This is a genomic window from Galbibacter kalidii (assembly GCF_026241135.1).
GTDB lineage: Bacteria > Bacteroidota > Bacteroidia > Flavobacteriales > Flavobacteriaceae > Galbibacter.
In genome coordinates, this window is sequence record NZ_JAPFGA010000001.1 from 510,731 (window position 1) to 535,618 (window position 24,888).

Sequence of the window (24,888 nt, forward strand, 5' to 3'; positions counted from 1 at the left end):
AAATGTCCTACTGCCGTAATAGTGGTATGTCCAATTTTTTTAAAGTTTCAAATAATTATCATAAATGTTATTACTAAATAAACTAAAAAGACTAAAGGAACATCGTATTCTGATTTTGATGTTATGGGGAGTGTTTATGGGGTTAACCAGTGCTTATGCCCAGGAAGAACCCTTTGATTGTAATGGTTCGGCCTATTTGGTGAGTTCGCCAAGCGGTACCACTCCGTCCACCCTGTATATCGTGGAAGCAAACAATCCTACCATAGTTAACGCAACGATTACACCTTCGATTCCCGATCGCTATAATGGGATCGGTTATAATTTTGAAGACAACTTTATTTACGGCATGGCAGCGGGAGATTCACCTTCCCTTACCGGAGCCGATATTGTCAGGATTGATGCAGAAGGGACCGTAACACGATTGGGAGCGCCGCAACCCACACCGGGACAAACGCCCGGGTTGGCAACCTGGACGGGAAACGTTAATGTCAACCCCAACGGCGGACGTGTCACTATAGCGCCGGGAGTGGTCGGTTTGGACCATAAGCTGTATACCATGGCGGTTACAAATAACAACACGGCTTTTTTGGTAACCGTTGACCTGACAACAATGAGGTATACTACCGTCCGCCTGAGCCGGGACATCAATGTAGCAGATTTGGCGTTTTCTCCCTATAACGGCTTTTTATATGGAATTGCCGGAGGACAACTTATCCGTATTAATCCGAATAATGGAAATCAGGCCATCATTAACCCGTCGTCCGGATCTGTACCCGGTGTGCATGCAGGCGGTGCCTGGAATGATGTTCAGGGACGGGTATATTTTTATACCAACAGTTCAAATACCGCAAACGGAGGTGAACGGCTATACCGGTATAACCCCGCGAATAATGTTTTTGTTAACGTCAGGGCAGTAGATCCGTATCGTACCTTCGATGCCACGGCCTGTTTTCCCACACGTTTGGAAAAGCAGATCAGCATACCTGCTGAAGGTCTGGTGCCCGGAGATGAAGTGGAGTTTGAATTCAGCATCTATAACAACCAGATGTTGCCCATTACGTATGATTTTGAAGACGTGTTGGCATCATCTGATCTAAGCTGGGTCTCCGGTTCGGTGGAGCCGGCCACACCGGGGGGAGGTACAGTGAGCATTTCGGGACAGGTATTGACCATCAGTGGAGTTACGGTACAGCCAACGGCTGCTACCGGAGAACCGCTGACGTTCCGGGTTTCGGTCAAGGTTGCTGATAATGCTTTGTATGGAAGCTGCTATTCCAATCAGGCTACCATTTCACAGGGAGGCACCACGGTGGTCAGTGATAATCCGGAAACCGAAGAACATAACGATCCCACCCTGTTTTGCCTGAACGAATGCGAACTGCCCGCACCGGTCAGCGGTGGCAATATCCAGCAATGTGCAAACGATCCTATTCAAAAAATAACAGCAACGGCTACCGTGCCCGATGGCGTCCAGTTGATCTGGTATGATGTCCCTGCCGGAGGAAATGTGGTAACAGATCCGAGCTTGGAAACGGTTGGTTCCGTCACATATTATGCCGCGGCGGACGACGGTACCTGTATCAGTCAGAACAGGACACCGGTTACACTGAATATTCTGCCGACACCTGTATTAGATGAAATTGAAGATGTAAATGAGTGTGTATCTTATGAACTCCCCGAGATCACGGGAACCGATCTTACCGGAAATGAGGCTTACTATACAGAACCCAATGGAGGAGGGACAAAATACCTTCCGGGCGATGTTATCGATGATAGCGGTAACACTACGCTTTATGTCTATGATGCCATGGAAGCGGAGGATAACTGTGAAGGAGATCTGACAGTCGCATCCAATACAGCTTATGTCATTGATGATCTATTTGAAGATGGTACCCATCACCAATACCCGGGAGCGACCAATCCCGGTTTCTGGCAGGGTACCGCAAATCAACAGATATTATACGATAGCCCCGGGACACCTACAGGTGGACAAATTTATCTGGGGCTTGTCGGTGATGTGTCGATTGACGATACATCCGCTTGTTTCGGAACCGAGGTCAATATAAACGCACAGGTTACTGTCACGAATCAAGGACCCGGGAGCGGAGCAGGGTATTCCGGAAGACTGGGAATAATTGATAAAAGCACCGATCAGATATTGTATCAGACTCCGTTGACCGTTAATTTTCCCGCAAATACAGCGATGACGCCTATAGTGTCGGGCATAGTTCCTGCGGCCGATGTGCTGGCAGGAAACATCGCTATCGTGATAGCTGTGGAAACGTATCAGGGGAGCTTTAAAAATTGGCAGTTCTCCGGTTTCAGTGCAGATTATCAGTTCCAGCCGGAAAGTACACAGGCGTGCTCAGATGAACAAAGTTTTGAGTTGACTATTAATGATCTGCCGGAGCTGGTCATCACAGATCCTGATCCGGAGTGTTTGCCCGCAACGGTGGACCTCACCGATGCAGCCGTGACAACCGGAAGTACACCCGGTTTGATATTTAGCTATTTCGAGGATGCAGAAGGTACGGTGGCATTGAGCAACCCGGAGTCCGTTTCGGAAACAGGTACCTATTACATCCGCGGAGAAGATCCGACGACAGGCTGTAGCACCATCATGCCCGTGGAAGCTGTGTTGATCGATGCCCCAGAGGTCATTGTCGGCCAACCGTTCTGTATCAATGGTCAGGGCAGCATCGAAGTAACCGATCCATTGGGTACCAATTTTGAATATTCCATCAACGGAACAGATTATCAAGCTGATCCGGTATTTGGCTCAGTGGCACCGGGGACTTACCCGGTAACGGCCCGAAACATGGTGACCAATTGTGTTAGTTTGGAAACAGAAGCCACTGTTAATGAAGAACCGGAAGCACCGACACCAATACTTACCCAACCAGATTGTGAGGTAGCTACGGGTACCATTTTTATGCCGAAATACACGGGAGCTACTTATTCAATCGATGGGGGTACCACATTCGGGTCGGAAAACGAATTTACCAGTCTATTACCAGGGGATTATACAGTAATCATTAAGGATGAGTTTGATTGTGAGAGCGATCCTGTTAATGTAACTATTGATGAAGTACCTGAAGTACCGGCAGCTCCCGTTAGTGGTGGAGATCAAACGGTTTGTGCAGATAACCCCATTCAGAGCTTAACGGCTACCGCTACTGTAGCCTCAGGAGAAACACTTGTCTGGTATGACGCCTTGACAGGGGGTAATGTGGTAACAAACCCGATCTTGGATGACATTGGGACTGTTACTTATTATGCAGAAGCAGTTAATGCCAATTGCCCAAGTTCAGACAGGACTCCGGTGATGTTGACTATTGAGCCGGCTCCACATATTGACCCTTTGAATGACCAAGAAGGGTGTGTGGAATTTGTACTACCAACTATTACAGGTCTAACACTTTCTGGCAATGAAGCATATTATACCGAGCAAAATGGTTTAGGTACTCGATACGAGGCCGGTGACATCTTTACCACTATTGGCACAACAACCCTATATGCCTATGATGCAATAGATGGATGTTTCGATGAACAAATGTTCACTGTAACGATTTATGATTCACCAATAGCCGAGGCTGGGGATGATCAAATACAATATGACAATGGTACCTCTACACTGGATGCCACAGCTCCGACTTTGGGGACAGGCGAATGGAGTGTTATCGATGGCTCGTTATCCGGAACGATTTCAGATGTAAACGACCCGAATGCAACCGTTACGCTCAACCCGAATACTTCGGTAACATTGCGCTGGACGGTAACCAACGGTACCTGTAGTGTCTTTGATGATGTTGTATTGAATTATGTTTCGCAGGCAGATATTGTAACGGTAAAAGTGACAAGTGATGCCGGACAGACAGAATACGTTCCCGGTGAAACTGTTGAATATACAGTAACCGTAACGAACAACGGTCCGAGTGATGCAGAACAAGTAAACATTGTAGACGTAGATCCTGCCGGAGCGGAAATCGCAGGTTGGACGGCAGAAGTTGTGGCTGGTACCGTGACCTTACCGAATACGTCGGGAACCGGCAGTATTGACGAAACCATCGATCTGCTGCCTGCTGGCGCTGAAGTGATGTACCACGTTACTGTTCAAACGTTCCCTCAGAGCGTGGAAGAATTGGTGAACGTGGTTCAGGTCACCGGCCCAACACCCGATCCGGATCCGGATTGTGAATATTGCGAAACACCTCCGCTGAACCCGAACCCGCAGGCTGATATTGTCACAGTGAAAACTACGAGCGATGCTGGACAGACGGAATACGTTCCGGGCGAGTCGGTAGAATATACGATTACCGTTACCAACAACGGTCCGAGCGATGCCCAGCAGGTAAATATCACGGATACAGCTCCTGTGGGCACAACGATAACAAACTGGACTGCCGAAGTAACAACTGGTACAGTTATGCTTCCGAATACCAGCGGTACGGGTGATATTGATGAAACTATAAATACATTTCCGAATGATGCACTTGTGACCTACACGGTTACGGTACAGACCCCGGCGGATTTTACAGGCGACCTGGTCAATGCCGTACAGGTGACAAGTCCGACCCCGGACCCGAACCCAGGCTGTCCTGACTGTGAGACGCCTCCATTACCACCTGATGCCCAAGCCGACTTGGAAGTTGTCAAAGAGACAAGCGATGCCACTCAGACCAGTTTTATTCCAGGGGAGGCAGTAGAATATACCATTACGGTGACCAACAACGGACCAAGTGATGCCCAGGATGTAAACATCACCGATACGGCCCCAACGGGCACGACGATTACCGACTGGACAGCAGCAGTGACCAATGGTACGGCTACCTTGCCTAATACCAGCGGCACAGGAGACCTTAATGAAACCATCGGGACACTACCCGACGGAACAACAGTCAACTATACCGTTACGGTACAGACCCCGTCGGACTTTACAGGCGACTTGGTTAATGCCGTACAGGTGACAAGTCCGACCCCGGATCCCAACCCGGGCTGCCCTGACTGTGAGACCCCTCCATTACCACCGGAAGTCCAGGCCGATCTGGAGGTTGTCAAAGAGACAAGCGATGCCGGTCAGACCAGTTATATTCCCGAGGAGGCTGTGGAATATACCATTACCGTTAGGAACAACGGACCAAGTGATGCACAGCAGGTGAATATCACGGATACGGCCCCTATGGGCACAACGATAACAAACTGGACTGCCGAAATAACAACTGGTGCAGTTACGCTTCCGAATACCAGCGGTACGGGTGACATAGATGAAATAATAAATACACTTCCGAACAATGCAGTAGTGACCTACACGGTTACGGTACAGACCCCGGCGGACTTTACAGGCGACCTGGTCAATATCGTACAGGTGACAAGTCCGACCCCGGATCCTAATCCGGGCTGTCCTGACTGTACTAGTACTATACCTATGGCGAACTCGGAAATAGCACTAGTTAAAACGGCTAAATTTAATGATGAGAATCGTAATGGGGATACTGATATTGGAGAAACCATAACCTATGAATTTATAGTAACAAATGTTGGTGATGTACCGCTACAGAATGTTGTTATTACCGACAGCCTGCCGGGGATAGATATGGAAGGAGAGCCATTCGATCTGGAGGTTGGAGAGCGTAAAAACAGTGGTTATACGGGAACATATGCCATCACCCAGAAAGACCTTGATAATGGAGTAATTATTAACCAGGCAACAGTTACTGGAAAAACTGTTTCAGGAATTACAGTGAAAGATATTTCAGATAATGCAGATATGTCTGGTGACGAACCTACTGTTATGGAGGTTCAGAATTGTACCCTCGAAGTATTTAATGCATTGTCACCGGACAATGACGGAATAAACGATTTTTTCAAAATAGATGGAATAGATTGTTATCCGGATAATATAGTGAGGATATATAATCGATGGGGAATTTTGGTTTTTGAACGTTCCGGATACGACAATAAGACAGGGGTCTTTAGAGGGATCTCTAGAGGGCGGGCCACATTGCAACAGGAAGAAGCACTACCGGCCGGAACATATTTCTATGTGATCGAATATTATACTGACAGTGGAAGCAGGGCATCAAAGCAGGGATATTTATATATAAATAAATAAAACAATACAATATAAGATGAGATCAAGGATATTAGTTGTAGTAATAGGAATATTTGTTGGAGTTGTAGCGCACGCGCAACAGGATTCACAATACACACAATACATGTATAATACAATCACGATAAATCCTGCTTATGCAGGAAGCCGTGGATTGTTGGGACTTAATGGGATTTATCGTTCACAATGGATTGGATTTGAAGGAGCGCCCGAAACATTGGCTTTTTCTATGAATAGTCCGATAGGTCGTGGTGGACTGGGAGCGGGACTTTCATTTACAAGTGATAAAGTGGGACCATCTTCTGAGAACATGGTAGCGGCAGATATTTCTTATACCATTCAAACCTCTGATAGGGTTAAACTATCATTTGGTATTAAAGCTGGTTTTAGCTCCCTTGATGTAGATATGGATAAATTAAATCCTGAAGAAATTAACGATCCGGGTATGCAGGATATTAACCGTACCGCTCCGGTTATTGGGGCAGGTGCGTATCTACATACCAATAAGTGGTATATTGGATTATCATCTCCCAATTTTCTGGAAACAAACCATTATGATGATGTATCGGTTTCTTCCGTAACCGAAAAAGCTCATTTCTATTTAATAGGTGGGTATGTTTTCGATCTGAACAGCAGCCTGAAGCTTAAACCGGCTGTATTAACTAAAGCCGTGGTAGGAGCTCCCTTGGCCGTTGATGTATCGGCAAATCTCCTGTTTAATGATCGTTTTACCCTTGGTGCAGCGTATCGTTGGGATGCTGCTGTAAGTGGTCTTCTCGGATTTCAGGTTACAGACCGTTTAATGCTGGGCTATGCTTATGACTATGATACAACTGAATTAGGTAACTATAATCAGGGCTCTCATGAAATCTTTCTCAGGTTCGAACTGAATACAATTATAAGGAACACTGTTAACCCTAGATTTTTTTAAAATAGAAACGAATGGTATGCAAAAGTTATATTAAAGGATGGTTGATAATGATGTGCATGTTGCTTGTATGTACAGTAATTGCACAGGAACAAAAGTTAAACCGGGCAGAAAAGGAATATTCCCGTCTTGGGTTTATAAAAGCTTCAGATATTTATGAAAAGGTGGCAAACAAAGGGTATAAGTCCGCAGAACTCTTTAAAAAGCTGGGAAACACTTATTATTTTAATGCTAAGTATGAAGAAGCAGGCAAATGGTATGAACAATTATTTGAATTAGAAGAAGACGTAAACTTTATATACTATTTAAGATATTCCCAATGTCTCAAAGTTACAGGAAACGATAAAAAGGCCCGGAAGTATTATGACCTTTTTATGAAAAAGGGAGGTGTCATGAACAAGGATTTTACCTCCTCAGCGAATTACTTAGATATTATAGAAAAACATTCCAATCGTTATACGATTACGAATCTACCAGTAAATACCGATGGTATCGATTTTGGATCGACAGTGTATGATGGATACCTGATTTTTGCTTCCACCCGCGATACAGGTACGGTGATCAAGCGAAAAAGTGCCTGGGACGGACATACTTTTTTAGATATTTATAAGACTCCTGTCGACTCGGTTGAGAAGAAAAATATTAAAAAAATCAAGGGGGAAGTGAACACACGCTTCCACGAATCATCTGTTGCTATTACAAAAGATGATAAAACCATGTACTTTACCAGAAATAATACAACACCTCAGAATCTAACCGGGAAGCTCCAGACACAACACCTCAAAATCTATCGTGCTACCAATATTGATGGAAAATGGGTGAATGTGGAAGATTTGTCAATTAATGGAGACAGGTTTTCAACGGCGCATCCTGTTTTAAGTCCGACCGAAGATAAATTATATTTTGTCTCCGATAGACCTGAATCGTTGGGCGCTACGGATATCTTTATGGCAGAAATACATTCCGACGGAACCTTGGGGAGGGCAGAGAACCTTGGGGAAAAGGTTAATACCAGAGGAAAAGAATCGTTTCCTTTTGTGACTGAGAGGGGAGAACTTTATTTTTCATCCGACGGGCATTTTGGTTTGGGAGGATATGATGTGTTTTATGTCATTCTTAAAAATGACATGCCAACCGGAAGCCTGATCAATGTGGGAACTCCTGTAAATTCAGAATTCGACGATTTTGCATTTTCTATAGATACTGGAACCCATAAAGGATTTATAAGCTCTAATCGAACAGGAGGGAAAGGATATGATGATATTTACGCATTTTTAGAACAAAAGGATATAAGAGAGCTGTTAAAAGCTCGCATTTATGGAAAAGTGATAGATAAGAATACCCGTGAACCACTTGCCGCAACAACAATCATTTTTTTTACTGATGAAGGTAAAGCAATAGAGATCCATACTGACAATGAAGGAAGGTATGACCAAGAGACCGATAGATATCAAATATACCGGTTAAGGGCAGAAAAGGAAAATTTCAGTACCGATGAGGCCATTTCCCAAAAAGATGTACCAGAACAGGAAATCAATTTCGAATTGCAAAGGGATAGATTCCCAATAACTGAGGGACTCGATCTTGCAGAATATTTAGGAATCAAGGACATTTACTTCGATTTTGATAAATGGAACATAAGACCTGATGCAGAAGTGGACTTACAGAAAGTATTAGTCGTATTGCAACAATTTCCGGATATGAAAATTTCAATACATTCTCATACAGACAGCAGGGGGAATGATGCCTATAACATGCAGCTGTCGGACAAACGGGCAAAAGCAACCATGCAATATTTAATCGATAAAGGAATAGCTCCTGAAAGATTATCTGCTAAAGGATATGGAGAGACTCAATTATTGAATGATTGTGGTAATGGGGTAAAATGTAGCAAGGAAGAACATCAGCTGAACAGAAGGAGTGAGTTTATAATTATTAAGTAGACGTTCTAGTTACTTTCATCCTTCTGGTTATACTCATTTTTTATATCTAAAAAATTCCTCGAGGCTCTGCCTCGGGGATAGCCGGTTTCAAGAAATTTTTTATTACTCCCAAAGGTTATTTATACTGCGATGAAAATACAGGAAGCCCCAGAAAAAATTAGTTGCCCATTATCTTCCTTAAAAAGCGGATGACCTATGAAATACGTGTCTAAATCAGTATCTTTATTGTCCTAAAAAGCTGGATAGTGGAAAACAAGGGCCTGATATTTATACCGGACATTAGCGGGTTTTCACGTTTTGTGAGCGAAATGGAAATTGAGCATAGCCGCCTCATTATAGGCGAACTATTGGAAATTCTGATCGATGCCAACCACACAGGTCTTACCGTTTCCGAAATCGAGGGCGATGCCATTTTATTCTATAAATTCGGAGAACGCCCGCCTTTGAAAGAAGTTTATGGGCAGGTAAAGGGAATGTTCGAAGCATTTCACAAAAATCTGATGACCTATGAAAATAGGCGTTATTGCCAATGTAAGGCCTGCATGTCCGCCATTGGACTTACCTTAAAAGTCATTACCCACTACGGGGAATTTACCGGATATAAGGTCAAGGATTTTAATAAGCTGATCGGCAAGGATATCATAGTGGCTCATCGGCTCCTTAAAAATGATATAGCAAACCACGAGTACTGGTTGGTTACGGCCGAGCTTGCAAAAAACAATCCTCTATCTGATCTGGACGAATGGATAGCATGGCGCGATAGTAAAAAGCTTACTGAAGAAGGTCCGATAGCGTTCCGCTATGCCCAACTAGGCCCCCTTAAAGAGCAACTTCCCCAAGACCCGATCCAAAAACTAGACCTGACCGAAAAAACCAAGGTACTCACATTTACAAGGGAATACAAAACAGATATCATTACCTTATTGCATGCCGCAGCGGATTTCAATTACCGGTCCCGTTGGATGCAGGGTGTAAAGAACGTGCAGGTCGAAAACCATTTTCTCCCCAGAATCGGTTTGCGATGTAAGATTATTTCAGACCGTGGGGAAGCTTTCACCTATGCTAACCATTATTCCTATCAAAAAGAAAGGATAGAATTCAGTGAAGTAGAAGAGGGAACGGAAACACTCTCACATTACACTTTGAAAAAACTAGGCGACCGGAAAACAAGACTGACCCTCGACTATTATATCAAAAAAAATCTGTTCTCGAAACTCATGTTCGATTTGAGAAATAAGGATAAGGTAAAGTCCACCATTACTAAGTCATTGCAAAATCTCGATGGGCTTGTCGGGAAAATAAGGGTACCGGAAAGCTCTGTAAGGATTTAAAATCTTCATTTTACCGGACAGGGAGTTCAGTCAAGTTTATGGTTAGAAACTATATATTCTTATTGTACTTGTTTCGGTATTCAACTGGGGTCAAACCCGTTATTTTCTTGAACACATTGCGGAATGCCTTGGTATCGGTATATCCCGCATCGAACATCACTTCAGTAATGTTCTTGCGGGTGGATTCAAAGCTGCGTTTGGCGGCCTCTACTTTTACCCGTTGATGGTATTGAATGACCGTGTTGTTGGTAGCCTGTTTAAAACGCCGTTCAAAACTCCTGCGACTTACGGCCACCATTTCGGCCAGTTCGTCCACAGTTATCTTTTCCTGATAATTTTCCTCTATGTATTCCTGTGCTTTTTTCACTTCTTCATCGTTATGACCTTTCTGTCCCGTAAACATCATAAAGGCAGACTGGCTTTCCCTGTCGATATCGATGGCAAAATATTTGGAGGCCAATATTGCCGTCTCCCTGTCCGTATATTTTTCCAGTATATAAAGCAATAGGTTCCACAATGAGTTCGCCCCACCACTGGAATAAATACCGTTTTCTTCGGTAATAACGCCTCCATCCACTACTTCCACTTCGGGAAACCGTTCCTTGAACTCGTTGTAGTAGGCCCAATGCGTAGAGCATTTTTTTCCGTCCAAAAGTCCGGTGGAAGCCAACAAAAAAGCACCTACACATAATGAGGCCACTTCCGCCCCGTTTTTATATTGATGGGCTATCCATGGAAGGGCGGCTTCGTTCAGCGTGATCGAATTTTCCATATCACCAAAAACAGGTGGCACGATGACAAGGTTGGCTTGTCCTGCATTTTCCAAAAGCACATCTGTTGAAATGGAATAGAACCCGTCTTGCACCCGTACCTCCTTTTGGCTACCTACCAATTGCACATTAAATAAGGCTTTCTTTCCAGCGGCCTGTAAAAATTGATTCGCCGTGGTAAATAGGTAACGGGGACCGGTTACACCTTCGGCGACTGCCGATTCGGGGACTAATATGGCTATGTTTTTCATACTTCAAATATAAAAAGTTTGGCGGGATCAACCCTCAGATTAGCCGTTATCATACCCGAATACTTTAAATTAATGTTCGCAAATTTGTACTGTAAACATTTAAAAACACATATCATGGAACGAATTACAGTAAAAAACACAGTAAACACATCTGCAAAAAAGGTATGGGATCTATGGTCGGGTCCAGAACATATTGTAAAGTGGAACACACCATCAGAAGACTGGCATACTCCCCATGCGGAAAATGATTTGAGGGTTGGTGGAGCATTTCTTTCAAGAATGGAGGCGAAGGACGGGAGTTTCGGTTTTGACTTTGGAGGCACTTATGATGAAATAGTACCACATAAACGAATTGCTTACACTCTTGGCGACGGGCGAAAAGTGGAAGTGGACTTTAAGGAACAGGATGGGCAAACGGAAATAGTCAGCACCTTCGACGCCGAAACCCAAAACCCCATTGAAATGCAGCGGGACGGTTGGCAGGCCATTCTGGACAATTTTAAAAAGTATGCAGAAGGCATTGACTAAAAAATAAATATTAACATAAAAAACAATAGCAAAATGAAAACTAACAAAATTATATTTTGGACGGCAACAATCATTATCTTCCTTTTTGAAGGTGTAATGCCGGCACTGACCTCTCAAACGGAACTTGCAAAAGAAGGCGTCCGCCATTTGGGTTACCCTGAATATTTTGGTACTGCCCTTGTAGTTTTTAAAGTACTCGGGGCTTTGATCCTGGTCATTCCAATTGTACCTAAATGGTTAAAGGAATGGGCATACGCGGGTTTTACTTTTAACTTCTTATTTGCTTGTATCAGTAATTGGGTCGTTGACGGGTTCGGATTTAATGCGATTTTTCCATTGATTATACTGGCAATTTTGTTGGTCTCCTACCGCTATTACCACAAAATCAATAAAGCCGTCAGTCCAGAGGTCGATGCGGTTAAAGTCGCACCATAAATTTAAACAGCCAAAAAGGTCAACCAACAAAAAATGTAGTGCAAGAAAACAATGACAGAAAGAACATGGGACAACTGATCATATACCTTACGTTTAATGGAAATTGCAAGGAAGCGATGGAATTTTATCAGGAATGCCTTGGTGGGGAATTGCATTTTCAGACGTTGGGAGAATCTCCTAAAACGGAAAAGCTGCCCGAGGGTATGAAAGTTTATATCGTACAGGCATCCCTAAAAAAAGATGATTTGATTCTGATGGGCACCGATATGGTGGATAAAGAAGTATTGCGGGGCAATTCGGTTTCTATTTTATTGGACTGTAACGATGAAGATGGGATCAAAACCTATTACAAAAACCTGAAAGCTGGTGGAAATACGACCCACCCCTTGCAGGAAACCCCTTGGGGAGAACTGTTTGGCGGGCTTACCGATAAATACGGGCACCATTGGCTGTTTCATTGCAAAAAAAGTTCCGCCCAATCGTTTAACAAAATTTGAAAACAAAAATCATAACGTTATGGACACTTTTAAAACAACACAGAAAATCACGCCATTTCTTTGGTTCGATGATAGAGCGGAAGAAGCGGTGAACTTTTATGTTTCCATTTTTCCAAATTCGTCAATTACTCAATTGAAAAAATGGCCGGAGAAAACACCATTTCCACCCGAATCTACCAAACCCGATACTGTACAACAAGCTGTATTCACCTTGGACGGATTACAGTTTTGTGCTTTCGACGCAGGTCCATTGTTTAAATTCAATCCCTCCATCTCTTTTTTTGCTGTCTTTGAAACCGATGCCGAAGTGGATACAGTATGGAACCGACTAATAGATGGCGGGCAAGCCTTGATGCCTCTTGACAGCTATGACTGGAGCGAGCGTTATGGTTGGGTCACCGACCGATTTGGGGTTTCATGGCAATTGATGAAAGGAAAATTGGAAGACGTGGGGCAGCGTATTTGTCCGCTCGTGATGTATTCCGGACAACAGCGTGGAAATGCTGAAGAGGCGATGAACCACTATATGTCCATTTTTAGGAACTCATCCTCGGATGGAATAGCAAAATACAATGCGGGCGACCCCGCTCCCGAAGGAATGGTCAAGCACGCTCAATGCCGGTTGACAGGTCAGACCTTTATGCTAATGGACAACGGTACCGAAAAGGATATGCCTTTCAGCGAGGCCATCTCGTTCTATGTAAATTGTAAGGACCAGAAGGAAGTAGATTATTTCTGGGATAAATTTACCGAAGAAGGCAGTGAATCTGTATGTGGTTGGCTCAAGGACAAGTTTGGGGTGTCTTGGCAAATTGTGCCCGAGTTCCTTACCGAAAAATTGGCTCTCGACGAACCTGAAAAGTGGCAAAAATTGTTTGAAGCCATCAACCGTATGAAAAAGTTGAATGTGGACGAATTGAAGGCAGCCTACGACAAGTAAAATAGTTTAAACTTTAAAAATGAAATTTACTGCAAAGGGATTATTAGCATGATCCTGACAGGTAATCCTGAGCAAGCATGAAAACCACACGCACTACGTGCGCTGGTTTTTTTGTTTTCCTCCACAAACAAATGGAAACAAGTTTCCTTTGTTTTGAAAAACAAAAAACCCGCACCTTTTTGGTGCGGGTTTTCTTTTGCGGAGAAAGAGGGATTCGAACCCCCGGAGGTGTGACCCTCAACAGTTTTCAAGACTGCCGCATTCGACCACTCTGCCATTTCTCCAGTAATTTTGGCCTTTTTAACGGAATTTCCCGCCAAAGCAATAGTATTTTGCGTAGGCGGGTGCAAATATAGAAACCTTTTTTTAATTCGAAAAGACGAAAACGGACTTTTTTTGACTAAAAAATATTTTTAGCTGTAAATCAGCACTATAATTTTTTTGAAAGCTAAGAATGTGAGGCATCAATAAATTTAAAATGTATTTTTGTGTAAAACAGATTGAAAATGAATATCATCAAAGCGTTAGAATGGCGCTATGCCACCAAAAAGTTTGATCCGAATAAAGCATTGCCTAAAAATAAACTGGAAATTTTAAAAAATGCATTCAATTTAACGGCAACTTCATACGGATTGCAGCCGGTTAAATTACTTATAATAAATGATAGGGCTTTACAATCGAAATTAAAAGAACACTCGTGGAATCAACCGCAGGTGGAAGACGCGTCCCATCTTTTGGTGTTTTGTGTAGAACAAAATATTGGAGCTGATTATATTAAAAAATATTTCGAAAGGGTAAAGAACATTAGGAATACGCCCGAAAAGGTTCTTGAACCTTTTCAGAATTTCCTGATTGAGGATTTTGAAAATAAAACTGCAGAGGAGATACAGCAGTGGGCAGAAAAGCAGGTTTATCTCGCAATGGGAAATTTACTCACGGTTTGTGCGGTGGAAAACATAGATGCCTGTCCAATGGAGGGATTCTCCTCGGAGACTTATGACAAACTTCTGAATTTAAATGAGAAACATTTAAGGTCGGTTTTGGTTATGCCGGTAGGCTACCGTGCAGAAGACGATATGTTTGCCGAATTTAAAAAAGTACGTAAACCGATGAGCGATAGCGTTGTGGAACTATCTTGATCTTTTCAGTTTGCCAAGAGGCAAATAACAAACATCAAAATAGCTTTATAAAACGCTTGCTTTTCCATAATTTTGTTTCTTTATTTAATCAATTACCTCAGGAATAAGCCTGTTTGCTGACAAAGAACAGGTTAGCGAGGTATTAAAATGGACAAACCTTAATTCATTTCGACGCAGGGCGTCGGGGAATTAAACCCACTTAGTGGGATTAAAAAATACTGATATGCCTGGATTTGAACTTTTTGGTGATTTAGAGAGAAAACATGTAAATGATGTCTTGGAAAGTGGCGTTTTGATGCGCTACGGATTTGATGGCATGCGAAACGGACATTGGAAGGCTGTGGAGTTGGAAAAAGCCATCTCTGAACGTATGCAAGTTAAACATACGCAATTAGTGAGCAGTGGGACTTCTGCATTGACTATAGCACTCGCGAGTGCCGGAATAGGGGCAGGGGACGAGGTAATCATGCCTACTTTTACCTTTGTTGCCAGTTTTGAATCCATTATCGCTTTGGGGGCTGTGCCCGTTTTAGTGGATATAGATGATACGCTTACACTTGATCCTGAAAAGGTGGAAGAGGCCATTACGCCAAAAACTAAAGTGGTGATGCCTGTACACATGTGTGGTTCTATGGCACAGCTGAAAGAACTGAAAGCCATTTGTGAGCAACACGATTTGTTGTTGTTGGAAGATGCTTGTCAGGCCATCGGTGGAAGTTATGACGGAAAACCATTGGGAAGTTATGGTGATTTAGGCTGTTTTTCTTTCGATTATGTAAAGACCATTACTTGTGGAGAAGGAGGGGCGATTATAACAAATAATGAGACTTATGCTACCCATGCCGATCATTATTCAGATCACGGACATGATCATGTGGGAAAAGACCGTGGTGCGGAAACCCATCCTTTTTTGGGTTATAATTTTAGGATTTCAGAATTGAATGCGGCGGTTGGTTTGGCTCAAATAAGCAGATTGGATGATTTTTTAGCTATTCAGAAGAAAAATTATACTATTTTAAGAGAGGCTTTAATTGATATTCAAGGAGTTACGATGAGACGTGTTCCCGATGAAGGAGAAGAAAACTATTCTTTTTTGACCTTCTTCCTTCCGGATGAAGAAACGGCAAGGAATACACATAAAGCATTAGGTAAAAACGGCGTTGATGGTTGTTTTTATTGGTTTGATAACAATTGGCACTATGTCAAAAAATGGGATCATCTAAAAAATAAAACCAGCTTAGGGAAACTCCCTGAGGAAGTACTTAACGGCCTACCGGATTACCATAGCAAAGATTTTAGTCAGTCAGATTACTGGTTGGGACGTGCTGTTTGTGTGCTCATTAAACTGGGATGGACTGAAGAAGAAACAAAAGCGAGAGCTACAAAAATAAAAGAAGTGGTTCAATCGGTAAAATCAATTACCTTGGGGTAAGTCCCGTGAAATTCCTTCAGGAATATTTCACAGGGATAAGCCCGATAATAAAACCGAGCTTAGAGGGCTAAAAGTTAAAAATTAAAGCTCCCCAAAACAGAGTCATCAAACAAATCACAATAATGGCAATGATGTTTAAAACAAAACCGGTCGTTGCCATTTGTTTTATAGTCAACTTTCCGGCACCGTAGATAATAGCGTTTGGAGGGGTGGCGATCGGAAAGATAAATGCCATAGATCCGGCCAAGGTCACGGGAATCATCAATAAAAGCGGATTGACATTCAATTCGTTGGCCAAACCTCCAACAATGGGCAACATCATTTCTGTGGTAGCAGCATTGCTGGTAAATTCGGTAAGAATGCTCATGGTTGCTGTGATAATAGCCATAAATTGGTTGGGTGTGGCTTCTACGGAAGTGATAATAACATTTCCGAGGTAGTTGGAGAGCCCACTTTCTACAAATCCACTTGCTAGTGCAAATCCGCCGCCAAACAATAGTACAATCTGCCATGGAATGCGAAGTGCGATATCCCAATTGGCCAAGGCTTTATTTTTTGTGGTGGACGGAATCATAAAAAGGAGAACTGCCATAAAAATGGCAATGCTTCCGTCGTTGATATATTCCGGTGTATTTAGCAGATTACTCCAACCGGGGACGACAAAATTTCCAATAGAAATATCAGCCCTAAAAATCCATAAAATGATGAGAGTGATGAAAAGCACTAAAACCCTTTTCTCTTCCGGGGTTATTTTTCCTAAAGATTTATATTGTTCAGTATAAAAATCAGGAGGAAGTTTTTGCAATGCGTTTTTGGGTTTGAACAGAAGATATAAATACCATAAGGTGATAGTGAATATGATAAAACTTATGGGTAGCGCAAAGACAAACCAATTCCCAAAACTGATAGAAGGATTTTCGGGAAACATAATTTCATAAATCCTAATAAACGAAAGGTTGGGAGGAGTGCCCACCAATGTGGATATACCACCTATGGAACATCCATAGGCAACCCCTAAAAGCAAACCGCTACTGTAATTCCCCATATCTTGTTCAGCATAAATGGTGTTTAAAGTTGTAATAACGGATAGGACAATGGGAAGCATCATCATGGCTGTTGCGGTATTGCTCATCCACATCGATAAAAAAGCAGAAGCAAACATAAAACCGAGAAGGATCCTAAAGGGACTTCCACCGAGAACTGACAGGATTTTGAGAGCGATACGCTGGTGCAGATTCCATTTTTCAATGGTAAGCGCCATGATAAATCCCCCGATATACAAGAAAATGATGTAGTTGATATAGCTTTCAGAAACCAGCTTTCCGTCTAAAATACCAAACAAAGGAAAGAGAATGAGTGGGAGCAAGGAGGTAGCTCCAATAGGAATGGCTTCGGTGATCCACCAAAAGGCCATAAGCAAACCAATAGCGGCAGTATAAGTGAGTTGTGGATTCTCGGGATCGAGATTGATAAACAGTACAAAGCCTATAAAAAACAGGATTCCGGCAATGATGAGTTTGTAGTTTACAGTGCCTGCTGTTTTATTTTGTGTCATATTGGGGATGTTTTACCACCCAAAATAACCTTAATAATTTACATATTCAACTATTTCCAGTCCGTAGCCAATAATTCCCACTCTTTTTGTTTGTGAGGAATTGGACATCAATTTTATTTTTGAAATATCGAGGTCGTGTAAAATTTGAGCTCCAATCCCAAAATCTTTGGCGTCCATGATGATTTTTGGAGCTTTTATTACTCCTTTCCCTTCAGCCTGCAATTTTTTCAGACCTGCCAATCGGTTCAGGAGATTTAAAGAATGACTTTCTTGATTGATAAAAACAATAGCGCCTGCCCCTTCCCGATTTAAAGACTTGAACATATCGTCCAGTTTTTTATCGGCGTTGTTGGTTAGGGTCCCTAAAATATCATTGTTGACCAAGGTAGAATTGATACGGGTCAATACCGGTTCGTCAACCTTCCATGTTCCTTTTGTAAGGGCGATGTGAATTTGATTATTTGTAGTCTGTTTATAAGCTCTTAATCTGAATTTTCCGAAGCGGGTTTCAACATCAAAATCTTCTTTTCTCTCGATCAGGCTATCGTGTTGCATTCTGTAGGCCACTAAATCTTCAATGGTAACGATCTTTAGATCTAACTTTTGGGCTACCTCATACAGTTCCGGAAGACGAGCCATGGAGCCATCTTCGTTCATGATCTCAACAATAACCCCGGCGGGTTTAAGTCCGGCCAGACGAGCAAAGTCAATCGCGGCTTCAGTGTGTCCTGTACGTCTTAACACTCCTCCTTCTTTGGCTACCAAAGGGAAAATATGTCCCGGTCGTGCCAATTCAAAGGATTTGGTGTTGGGATCGAGTAATGCTTTTACTGTTTTGGCTCTGTCCCCTGCAGAAATTCCGGTGGTTACACCTTTTCCCCTCAGATCGACCGATACGGTAAAGGCGGTTTCCATGGGGTCGGTATTGTTTCCTACCATGGGGTGTAAATCAAGTTCTTGACATCGCTTTTCAGTTAGTGGGGTACAGATCAATCCACGACCGTATTTTGCCATAAAATTGATCACTCCAGGAGTTACCATGTCTGCCGCAGCAACAAAATCGCCTTCATTTTCCCTGTTCTCATCATCTACAACAATGATAACTTTTCCTTTGCGGATATCGGCTATAGCCTCTTCTATGGTATTGAGTTTAATATCTGATGCAGCCATTGCTGTATTTGTATTCATTGCAAAATTTTATCAAAGATACTTAATTTGATGTTTTCGGTTCCTTTTTCTTAAAGAATCTGAAGAAACTTGATATTTTTTCTATAAAGTTGCTGGAATCAAACAGAGCCTTGTCTGCTGTAGCTCTTCGCGTTAAGAAAATTCCTAAGGGAAGCATAATAACTGTCGCCATCCATGCCCCGATAATAGGGTGTATACTTCCGTCTTCTGAATAGTTTTTGGCAAAAATACGAATGAAGTGATAGGTCAGAAAAAGACCGATGGCCAAAACCATGGGTAAGCCCAACCCTCCTTTTCTAATGATGGCACCCAGTGGTGCACCTACAAAAAACAGGATAAAGCAGGCAAATGGCAAGGAGTATTTTTGATGTAAAGAAAGAATGTGACTGTTGTAAAGCTTGATCCTTCTGTTGAGATCCCATTTTTTTCCTGCAAGGGTCGATTTGGTATTTCTTATGGTGTTTATCGCCATATCTACCAGTTGGTTTTTCCTGTAAACTTCAAACAGGTTGATGATACTGTCTATACTCCCCTTAAACACTACATCAGTTTTTTCTTTTTCTTTCTCCTGAGCAATCGTTTCTTTTATTTTTTCAGCTTTTACGGGAGGCGTTTTTTTGTTTTTGTTTACCCTTCTGGGGTTTAGGTTTAGGTTGGCAGCTCCTGATCTTTTATATACATTCTCTCCAAAATTGTTAAATATCTTTCTATGGTCTTCTTTTATAGAATCGATGGCATAATCAAGCTCTTTTACATTGAGCATTTTAAAGGTGTTTTTAACTTTTTGTTCTTCCAGATCAACATCATTTAGCTTAGAAAGATCCATATACATGGTATATTTCTCAAAATTGGCCTTTGCATATGGATAATTGTCGCGTTTGTCGCGGTCTTCGGTTTTTATGTCTTCGTAATAATTTCCGTCTATGAGCGCTAATTTCAGGATATTAGAAGCTTCACTACTGATCAATTCACCGTCTACAGATTTTATAACTTTGTTGTTCATGCCACCATCGGAAAGTTGATGGATAATGACATTGCTCAACTGTCGGTCATCTTCACCGTGTTTATCATCTACTTTCATGCTGATATCTTCCCCTACAGTACTAAAAACCCCTTCCGTAATAGCCATGGCTGGCTTTAGTTGGGCGATATTCCTTCGCAAGTTATACGATTTGTATTCAGCGGCAGGAATAATATTGTTGGCAAAAAAGAAAGTTCCTATACTTAAAAAGGTAATGAAGATGATAAGCCCTCGCATGGCTCGATACAGCGAAATGCCCGAGGCTTTCATGGCAGCAAATTCATAGTTCTCGGCCATAGCCCCAAACGTCATGATAGATGCCAGCAAAATTGTAAGTGGCAACACATTGGGGACAAGGTTAGGGGAGTAGTAGAATAAAAACTTCCCTACGATAACCAAATCGATGTCCTTTCCGGCAAATTCGTCTATAAAAAACCAAATCGCCTGAAAAATAAAAATGAACATCAGTATCACAAAAGAACTGATGAAATTATAGAGAAACCTCGATAAAATATACTTATCTAATATCTTCAAAGCTTAATTTCTTATGATATAATACCCTTCATCTTCATACTTGGCTTCATCAAAAATAAACAAGGATTTTGAAAGAGGTTGGTTTGTTTTAAAAGAATTAACAGTAATGGTCGTCTTTGTGCCATTTTTTCCAGTTTGAATCAGGTTATAGATGTGTTTGGTGTGAGCATCTATTCCTAATAAAATCTGTTTGATTTCTGAATTACTGTCAATAGGTGTCAATTCTACATATTGGATTTTTCGTCCTTTTACATTTTGTAGAATATCCATTTTGTAGTTGAATCCCTTCTGATAGAAAGTAAGCATTTTTGACGGAGTGATCACATCACCTTCATCATCAACTTCACTTTCAATAACAACCTCCTCATTTTCAGGAATCAGTGTATATGTTTTTTCTCCATCAAACATTTTGGTAGCGCCCATGTAATTAAAAAGGTATTTTTCTTTTTGGAGGGTCACATCCCCGCGGGTTTCTTGATGGATGTCTTCAGCATTATTGTCTAATGCATATTTAAAATCGATAAATATGTTGTCATAGCTTTTTACCTTGTTATAAACCTCGTCGAGCAAAGCTTTAGCCTTACTGTCGTTTTGGGCGTTTACTGATAAGGTAATTACTAACGATGCTATTAAAAATCCGATCTTTTTCATGTCTCTTTTCTTTATATTTTATTTAAAGTTCAAGGTATAATCCTTCGACTGTGCTCAGGATAACTGTTTAATGTTAGTTATTTTAAGTTTTTTCTGCTTAACCCGACTGTGTCATTCAGGTGGGTGTCTCGGCTGCCTTTGGCGACGGCTCGTAGACAGACTTGCTCCGAGGTAGTTGACTAAATTATATCAACTACTGATTAGCTTCATCACTCAACAACTGATCCAAAGCTACCATATCGGGCACTAAAACCTGTCTGGCTTTGCTGCCTTCAAATGGCCCTACGATTCCCGCAGCCTCCAATTGGTCGATGATTCGCCCGGCTCGGTTGTACCCCAGTTTCAGTTTTCGTTGCAATAAGGAGGCAGAACCCTGTTGTGCTGTAACGATCACTTCGGCGGCATCCCTGAACAGTGCGTCGCGTTCTGCTATATCTACATCAACTCCTGTGCCAGACTCTTCCCCTACATATTCCGGTAACAGATGTGCGTCAGGATATGCACGTTGTGATCCTATAAAATCGGTTATTTTGTCAATTTCAGGAGTGTCTACAAAGGCACATTGCAATCTTGTGAGATCGTTTCCTTGTGTGAAAAGCATATCTCCACGTCCAATAAGCTGATCAGCCCCCGGGGAATCCAAAATGGTTCTGGAATCAATTTTAGAAGTAACCCTAAAAGCAACCCTGGCCGGGAAATTGGCTTTGATAATACCGGTAATTACGTTTACTGAAGGCCTCTGTGTAGCGATAATCAAATGGATTCCGATAGCCCTTGCTAACTGTGCCAAACGGGCAATAGGCGTTTCCACTTCTTTACCGGCTGTCATAATAAGGTCGGCAAATTCATCAATAACCAATACGATATAAGGCAGGAATTGATGTCCGTCATTTGGATTCAGCTTTCGTGCTTTAAATTTAGCGTTATATTCTTTAAGGTTACGAACCATTGCTTTTTTCAACAGTTCATAACGGTTGTCCATTTCAATACAAAGAGAATTCAGGGTATTAATCACTTTGGTATTGTCTGTAATGATCGCATCTTCAGTATCTGGTAATTTCGCCAAATAATGACGCTCTATTTTGTTGTATAACGTAAGTTCTACCTTTTTGGGGTCTACCAGCACAAATTTCACCTCCGCCGGGTGTTTTTTGTATAGGAGGGAGGTCAGGATAGCGTTCAAACCAACCGATTTACCTTGCCCGGTGGCACCGGCCATCAACATGTGAGGCATTTTGGCAAGATCCACCACAAAAGTTTCATTACTGATGCTTTTCCCAAAAGCAATAGGCAATTCCATTTCAGCATTTTGAAACCTTTTGGAGGCGATAACCGATCGCATGGAAACAATGCTCGATTTTTTGTTGGGCACCTCAATACCTATGGTTCCTTTTCCGGGGATAGGGGCAATGATACGAATTCCCAAAGCCGCTAATGAAAGCGCAATATCATCCTCAAGGTTTTTGATCTTGGAAATTCTAATTCCGGCAGCAGGAACAATTTCATATAAAGTAATTGTTGGACCAATGGTAGCTTTTATTTGGGATATTTCGATCTTATAGTTTTTTAGCGTATCGACAATCCTGTTTTTGTTTTCTTCAAGTTCTTCTTGGTCGATGGTAATGCTTCCCGCTCCATAATCGTTTAAAAGTTCGAGGGTAGGGAATTTATAATTGCTCAAAGCCAATTTTGGGTCGAACTCACCAAAATCTTTTACCAGTTTGTTCGATAGCTTATCGGTATCGGTGACCTCTTTTTCTTCCTCTACCTTTTTAACCTCAATTTTCAGTTCACTATCTTCTTCTTTTCCTGTTTTTTTCAGGGTAGGGGCTTCTTCTTCCTCTTTGTTTAATTTGATTTCGAAGGAATTTTCTATATCGACATCAGAAGTGGTGTCAGCATCTGTATTTAAATTTGTTGTCGATTCCGGTTGAAGAGTGGTTGTACCGGTAACAGCTTCTTCTGTTTTTTCAGAAGAGCTTGTTTCAGTTTTCTCTTTTTTACTTGATCTAAAAGCGGCGTCGAATTCCTTTTGAGTGGATTGGAATAAGGATTTTATCTTTTGTGGAGTTATACCCAGACGGATTACCGAATAACTGATCAGAATAAACAACAACAATAAACCAATACCAATCTTACCGATATATGCACGAAGGAAATCGTTCATTTCAAAACCAACAACACCACCGAGAAGCGGAGCACTTTCTGCAAAAAAACCAAATAGAATGGCCAACCAAATACTTATGATGATTCCCCAAAACCATCTGTTAACCAATTTTTTAAACGGAAGGTTAAGGAAGAGGTGTAGCCCCGTTTGAAAGAGGAGTATCGGAAAAATAAAAGCCGCTATTCCAAAACCTCTGTAAATAAACAAATGACTGACAGATGCCCCGAATTTATTGAGCCAGTTCTTGGCTTCAGCTTGGCGATCTCCAAATTCTTTAAGTAAGCTTTGATCTTCTTGCCAAGTGGAAAAAAAAGAAATAAAAGCGATAACACAAGCAATACTTAGGAGCATTAACAAGCTTCCAAGAATGATTTTATGCTGATTGGAAATCTTGTTTTTCGGAAGTTTTTTAGAAGCAGATTTTTTATTTGTTTTGGTCTTTTTTTTGGCCATTGGCTACATTTACATTTAAAAGCAAAAATACAAATTACAAACGTACAGTTTCTATTTATATTTTTAAAATATTTTGGGAATGTAGATAATAGCCCCGATAATTATGGCGGCTACGGCAGCTATAAAAACAGCTCCGGCGGCAATGTCTTTTATAAAACCGATCCTGTGGTGGTGTTCAGGATGAATGAAATCGGCCATCTTTTCCACGGCCGTATTTAACCCCTCGATACTCATGACCAAAGCAATAGTTAGGATTTGTAATATCCATTCTGTGGAAGACAATTGGAAGTAGAAGCCGGCAATGGTCATTACAATAGCAATAATGGCTTGAATCTGTATACTTGTCTCCGTTTTTAAAAGCAGGTACGCCCCTTTTAAGGCGTACCCAATGCTTTTTATAGTGTTGTTGCGTTTCATTAAGCGTTTAGCGCTACCAAGGCGGATTTGTAGTCAGGTTCATCAACAATCTCTGCTACTTGTTCTGTGTGAATTACTTTTCCATTTTCATCCAAAACAATAATAACTCTACTTAAAAGCCCTTCCAAAGGTCCGTCGGTGAACTCAAGTCCGTAGTCCTTTCCGAATTGATGTGCCCTGAAATCGGATACGGGAATGACATTCTCCAGGCCTTCGGCTCCGCAAAATCTTCCCAAGGCAAAAGGGAGGTCTCTTGAGACACAAAGCACTTTTGTGTTTCCTAATTTTGAAGCTTCCTTATTGAAAGTCCGCACACTGGTAGCACAAGTCCCGGTGTCGACACTTGGAAAAATATTAAGAATTACCTTGCTGCCTTTATAATCTGATAAGGACGTAGCGGAGAGGTCTGTTTTTACTAATGAAAAATCGGGAGCTGTACTGCCTTTTTGAGGCAATTCCCCTGATGTATGGATTTGATTTCCTTTTAATGTTACTGTAGCCATAATGATTTTATTTTTTTTGGTGTGGAACTCTTTTAAATGAGTTTATAAAGGTATTAATAATTGAGGATATTTAAAGTATGACTTTTTACTTTTTCA

18 protein-coding genes and 1 tRNA gene are annotated in these 24,888 nt (G+C 41.8%); 10 read left to right on the forward strand and 9 right to left on the reverse strand.

The annotated features are described in order from the left end of the window. Positions 1–64: 64 nt before the first annotated feature. The 4 genes from OOZ15_RS01955 (at position 65) to OOZ15_RS01970 (ending at position 10,311) form a co-directional block, all read left to right on the forward strand. Positions 65–6,112, forward strand: a complete 6,048-nt coding sequence (locus OOZ15_RS01955) for a DUF7507 domain-containing protein (protein WP_265954026.1) — start codon at positions 65–67, stop codon at positions 6,110–6,112. A 16-nt stretch (positions 6,113–6,128) separates the two neighbouring features. Further along, positions 6,129–7,040 carry a PorP/SprF family type IX secretion system membrane protein gene (locus OOZ15_RS01960; RefSeq protein WP_265954027.1) on the forward strand — a complete coding sequence of 304 codons (912 nt, stop codon included), beginning with the start codon at positions 6,129–6,131 and terminating at the stop codon, positions 7,038–7,040. A gap of 11 nt (positions 7,041–7,051) precedes the next feature. Beyond that, positions 7,052–8,980 (forward strand): OmpA family protein, encoded by a 1,929-nt coding sequence (locus tag OOZ15_RS01965; protein ID WP_265954028.1) that lies wholly within the window; start codon positions 7,052–7,054, stop codon positions 8,978–8,980. A gap of 245 nt (positions 8,981–9,225) precedes the next feature. After that, positions 9,226–10,311, forward strand: a complete 1,086-nt coding sequence (locus tag OOZ15_RS01970; RefSeq protein WP_265954029.1) for a DUF2652 domain-containing protein — start codon at positions 9,226–9,228, stop codon at positions 10,309–10,311. 49 nt (positions 10,312–10,360) lie between these two features. Here the strand turns inward: OOZ15_RS01970 and OOZ15_RS01975 are convergent, their stop codons facing one another. Next, a complete protein-coding gene (locus OOZ15_RS01975) occupies positions 10,361–11,332 on the reverse strand; it encodes a GlxA family transcriptional regulator (RefSeq protein ID WP_265954030.1) in 972 nt (323 codons plus the stop codon). Positions 11,333–11,446: 114 nt separating this feature from the next. Here OOZ15_RS01975 and OOZ15_RS01980 point away from each other — a divergent pair, with 114 nt between their 5' ends. From OOZ15_RS01980 to OOZ15_RS01995, 4 genes are read left to right on the forward strand one after another with little or no spacing between them, the layout of a single operon-like run. Then, the gene (locus OOZ15_RS01980) at positions 11,447–11,860 is read left to right on the forward strand and encodes an SRPBCC family protein (protein WP_265954031.1); all 414 of its coding nucleotides are present in this window, start codon (positions 11,447–11,449) and stop codon (positions 11,858–11,860) included. A 33-nt stretch (positions 11,861–11,893) separates the two neighbouring features. After that, a complete protein-coding gene (locus OOZ15_RS01985) occupies positions 11,894–12,295 on the forward strand; it encodes a DoxX family protein (protein ID WP_265954032.1) in 402 nt (133 codons plus the stop codon). A gap of 38 nt (positions 12,296–12,333) precedes the next feature. Then, positions 12,334–12,792: a VOC family protein gene (locus OOZ15_RS01990; protein WP_265954033.1), complete on the forward strand. Its 459-nt coding sequence runs from the start codon at positions 12,334–12,336 to the stop codon at positions 12,790–12,792. 19 nt (positions 12,793–12,811) lie between these two features. Further along, a complete protein-coding gene (locus OOZ15_RS01995; protein WP_265954034.1) occupies positions 12,812–13,732 on the forward strand; it encodes a VOC family protein in 921 nt (306 codons plus the stop codon). Between the two features lie 199 nt (positions 13,733–13,931). On the opposite strand, the gene OOZ15_RS02000 is transcribed toward OOZ15_RS01995, so the two are convergent. Continuing rightward, positions 13,932–14,016: transfer RNA gene (locus OOZ15_RS02000), tRNA-Ser, on the reverse strand. A gap of 222 nt (positions 14,017–14,238) precedes the next feature. Here OOZ15_RS02000 and OOZ15_RS02005 point away from each other — a divergent pair. Both OOZ15_RS02005 and OOZ15_RS02010 read left to right on the forward strand, forming a co-directional pair. Next, positions 14,239–14,871 (forward strand): NAD(P)H-dependent oxidoreductase, encoded by a 633-nt coding sequence (locus tag OOZ15_RS02005; RefSeq protein ID WP_265954035.1) that lies wholly within the window; start codon positions 14,239–14,241, stop codon positions 14,869–14,871. Between the two features lie 223 nt (positions 14,872–15,094). Next, positions 15,095–16,303 (forward strand): DegT/DnrJ/EryC1/StrS family aminotransferase, encoded by a 1,209-nt coding sequence (locus OOZ15_RS02010; RefSeq protein ID WP_265954036.1) that lies wholly within the window; start codon positions 15,095–15,097, stop codon positions 16,301–16,303. 67 nt (positions 16,304–16,370) lie between these two features. Here OOZ15_RS02010 and OOZ15_RS02015 read toward each other — a convergent pair whose 3' ends face one another. The 7 genes from OOZ15_RS02015 to tpx form a co-directional block, all read right to left on the reverse strand. After that, positions 16,371–17,858 (reverse strand): SLC13 family permease, encoded by a 1,488-nt coding sequence (locus OOZ15_RS02015; protein ID WP_265954037.1) that lies wholly within the window; start codon positions 17,856–17,858, stop codon positions 16,371–16,373. Between the two features lie 30 nt (positions 17,859–17,888). Further along, positions 17,889–19,046, reverse strand: a complete 1,158-nt coding sequence (ribB, locus tag OOZ15_RS02020) for a 3,4-dihydroxy-2-butanone-4-phosphate synthase (protein ID WP_265954038.1) — start codon at positions 19,044–19,046, stop codon at positions 17,889–17,891. A 22-nt stretch (positions 19,047–19,068) separates the two neighbouring features. Next, on the reverse strand, positions 19,069–20,532 hold the full coding sequence (locus tag OOZ15_RS02025) for an LptF/LptG family permease (RefSeq protein ID WP_416337303.1): 1,464 nt from the start codon (positions 20,530–20,532) through the stop codon (positions 19,069–19,071). 72 nt (positions 20,533–20,604) lie between these two features. After that, complete coding sequence (gene lolA1 / locus OOZ15_RS02030; RefSeq protein WP_265954040.1) at positions 20,605–21,252, reverse strand: outer membrane lipoprotein periplasmic chaperone LolA1; 648 nt, start codon at positions 21,250–21,252, stop codon at positions 20,605–20,607. A gap of 193 nt (positions 21,253–21,445) precedes the next feature. Next, positions 21,446–23,872 carry a DNA translocase FtsK gene (locus OOZ15_RS02035; RefSeq protein WP_265954041.1) on the reverse strand — a complete coding sequence of 809 codons (2,427 nt, stop codon included), beginning with the start codon at positions 23,870–23,872 and terminating at the stop codon, positions 21,446–21,448. A 63-nt stretch (positions 23,873–23,935) separates the two neighbouring features. After that, positions 23,936–24,289 (reverse strand): diacylglycerol kinase, encoded by a 354-nt coding sequence (locus OOZ15_RS02040; protein ID WP_265954042.1) that lies wholly within the window; start codon positions 24,287–24,289, stop codon positions 23,936–23,938. After that, a complete protein-coding gene (tpx, locus tag OOZ15_RS02045) occupies positions 24,289–24,792 on the reverse strand; it encodes a thiol peroxidase (RefSeq protein ID WP_265954043.1) in 504 nt (167 codons plus the stop codon). The genes OOZ15_RS02040 and tpx overlap by 1 nt, the downstream gene beginning before the upstream one ends. Between the last annotated feature and the right edge of the window lie 96 nt (positions 24,793–24,888).

Excerpts from the sequence above, each read along its gene's own strand:
- OOZ15_RS01955 (WP_265954026.1), top strand. The coding sequence starts at position 65 with ATGTTATTACTAAATAAACTAAAAAGACTAAAGGAACATCGTATTCTG.
- OOZ15_RS01960 (WP_265954027.1), top strand. The coding sequence starts at position 6,129 with ATGAGATCAAGGATATTAGTTGTAGTAATAGGAATATTTGTTGGAGTT.
- OOZ15_RS01965 (WP_265954028.1), top strand. The coding sequence starts at position 7,052 with ATGGTATGCAAAAGTTATATTAAAGGATGGTTGATAATGATGTGCATG.
- OOZ15_RS01975 (WP_265954030.1), bottom strand. The coding sequence starts at position 11,332 with ATGAAAAACATAGCCATATTAGTCCCCGAATCGGCAGTCGCCGAAGGT.
- OOZ15_RS01980 (WP_265954031.1), top strand. The coding sequence starts at position 11,447 with ATGGAACGAATTACAGTAAAAAACACAGTAAACACATCTGCAAAAAAG.
- OOZ15_RS01985 (WP_265954032.1), top strand. The coding sequence starts at position 11,894 with ATGAAAACTAACAAAATTATATTTTGGACGGCAACAATCATTATCTTC.
- OOZ15_RS01995 (WP_265954034.1), top strand. The coding sequence starts at position 12,812 with ATGGACACTTTTAAAACAACACAGAAAATCACGCCATTTCTTTGGTTC.
- OOZ15_RS02005 (WP_265954035.1), top strand. The coding sequence starts at position 14,239 with ATGAATATCATCAAAGCGTTAGAATGGCGCTATGCCACCAAAAAGTTT.
- OOZ15_RS02010 (WP_265954036.1), top strand. The coding sequence starts at position 15,095 with ATGCCTGGATTTGAACTTTTTGGTGATTTAGAGAGAAAACATGTAAAT.
- OOZ15_RS02015 (WP_265954037.1), bottom strand. The coding sequence starts at position 17,858 with ATGACACAAAATAAAACAGCAGGCACTGTAAACTACAAACTCATCATT.
- ribB (WP_265954038.1), bottom strand. The coding sequence starts at position 19,046 with ATGAATACAAATACAGCAATGGCTGCATCAGATATTAAACTCAATACC.
- OOZ15_RS02025 (WP_416337303.1), bottom strand. The coding sequence starts at position 20,532 with ATGTTCATTTTTATTTTTCAGGCGATTTGGTTTTTTATAGACGAATTT.
- lolA1 (WP_265954040.1), bottom strand. The coding sequence starts at position 21,252 with ATGAAAAAGATCGGATTTTTAATAGCATCGTTAGTAATTACCTTATCA.
- OOZ15_RS02035 (WP_265954041.1), bottom strand. The coding sequence starts at position 23,872 with ATGGCCAAAAAAAAGACCAAAACAAATAAAAAATCTGCTTCTAAAAAA.
- OOZ15_RS02040 (WP_265954042.1), bottom strand. The coding sequence starts at position 24,289 with ATGAAACGCAACAACACTATAAAAAGCATTGGGTACGCCTTAAAAGGG.
- tpx (WP_265954043.1), bottom strand. The coding sequence starts at position 24,792 with ATGGCTACAGTAACATTAAAAGGAAATCAAATCCATACATCAGGGGAA.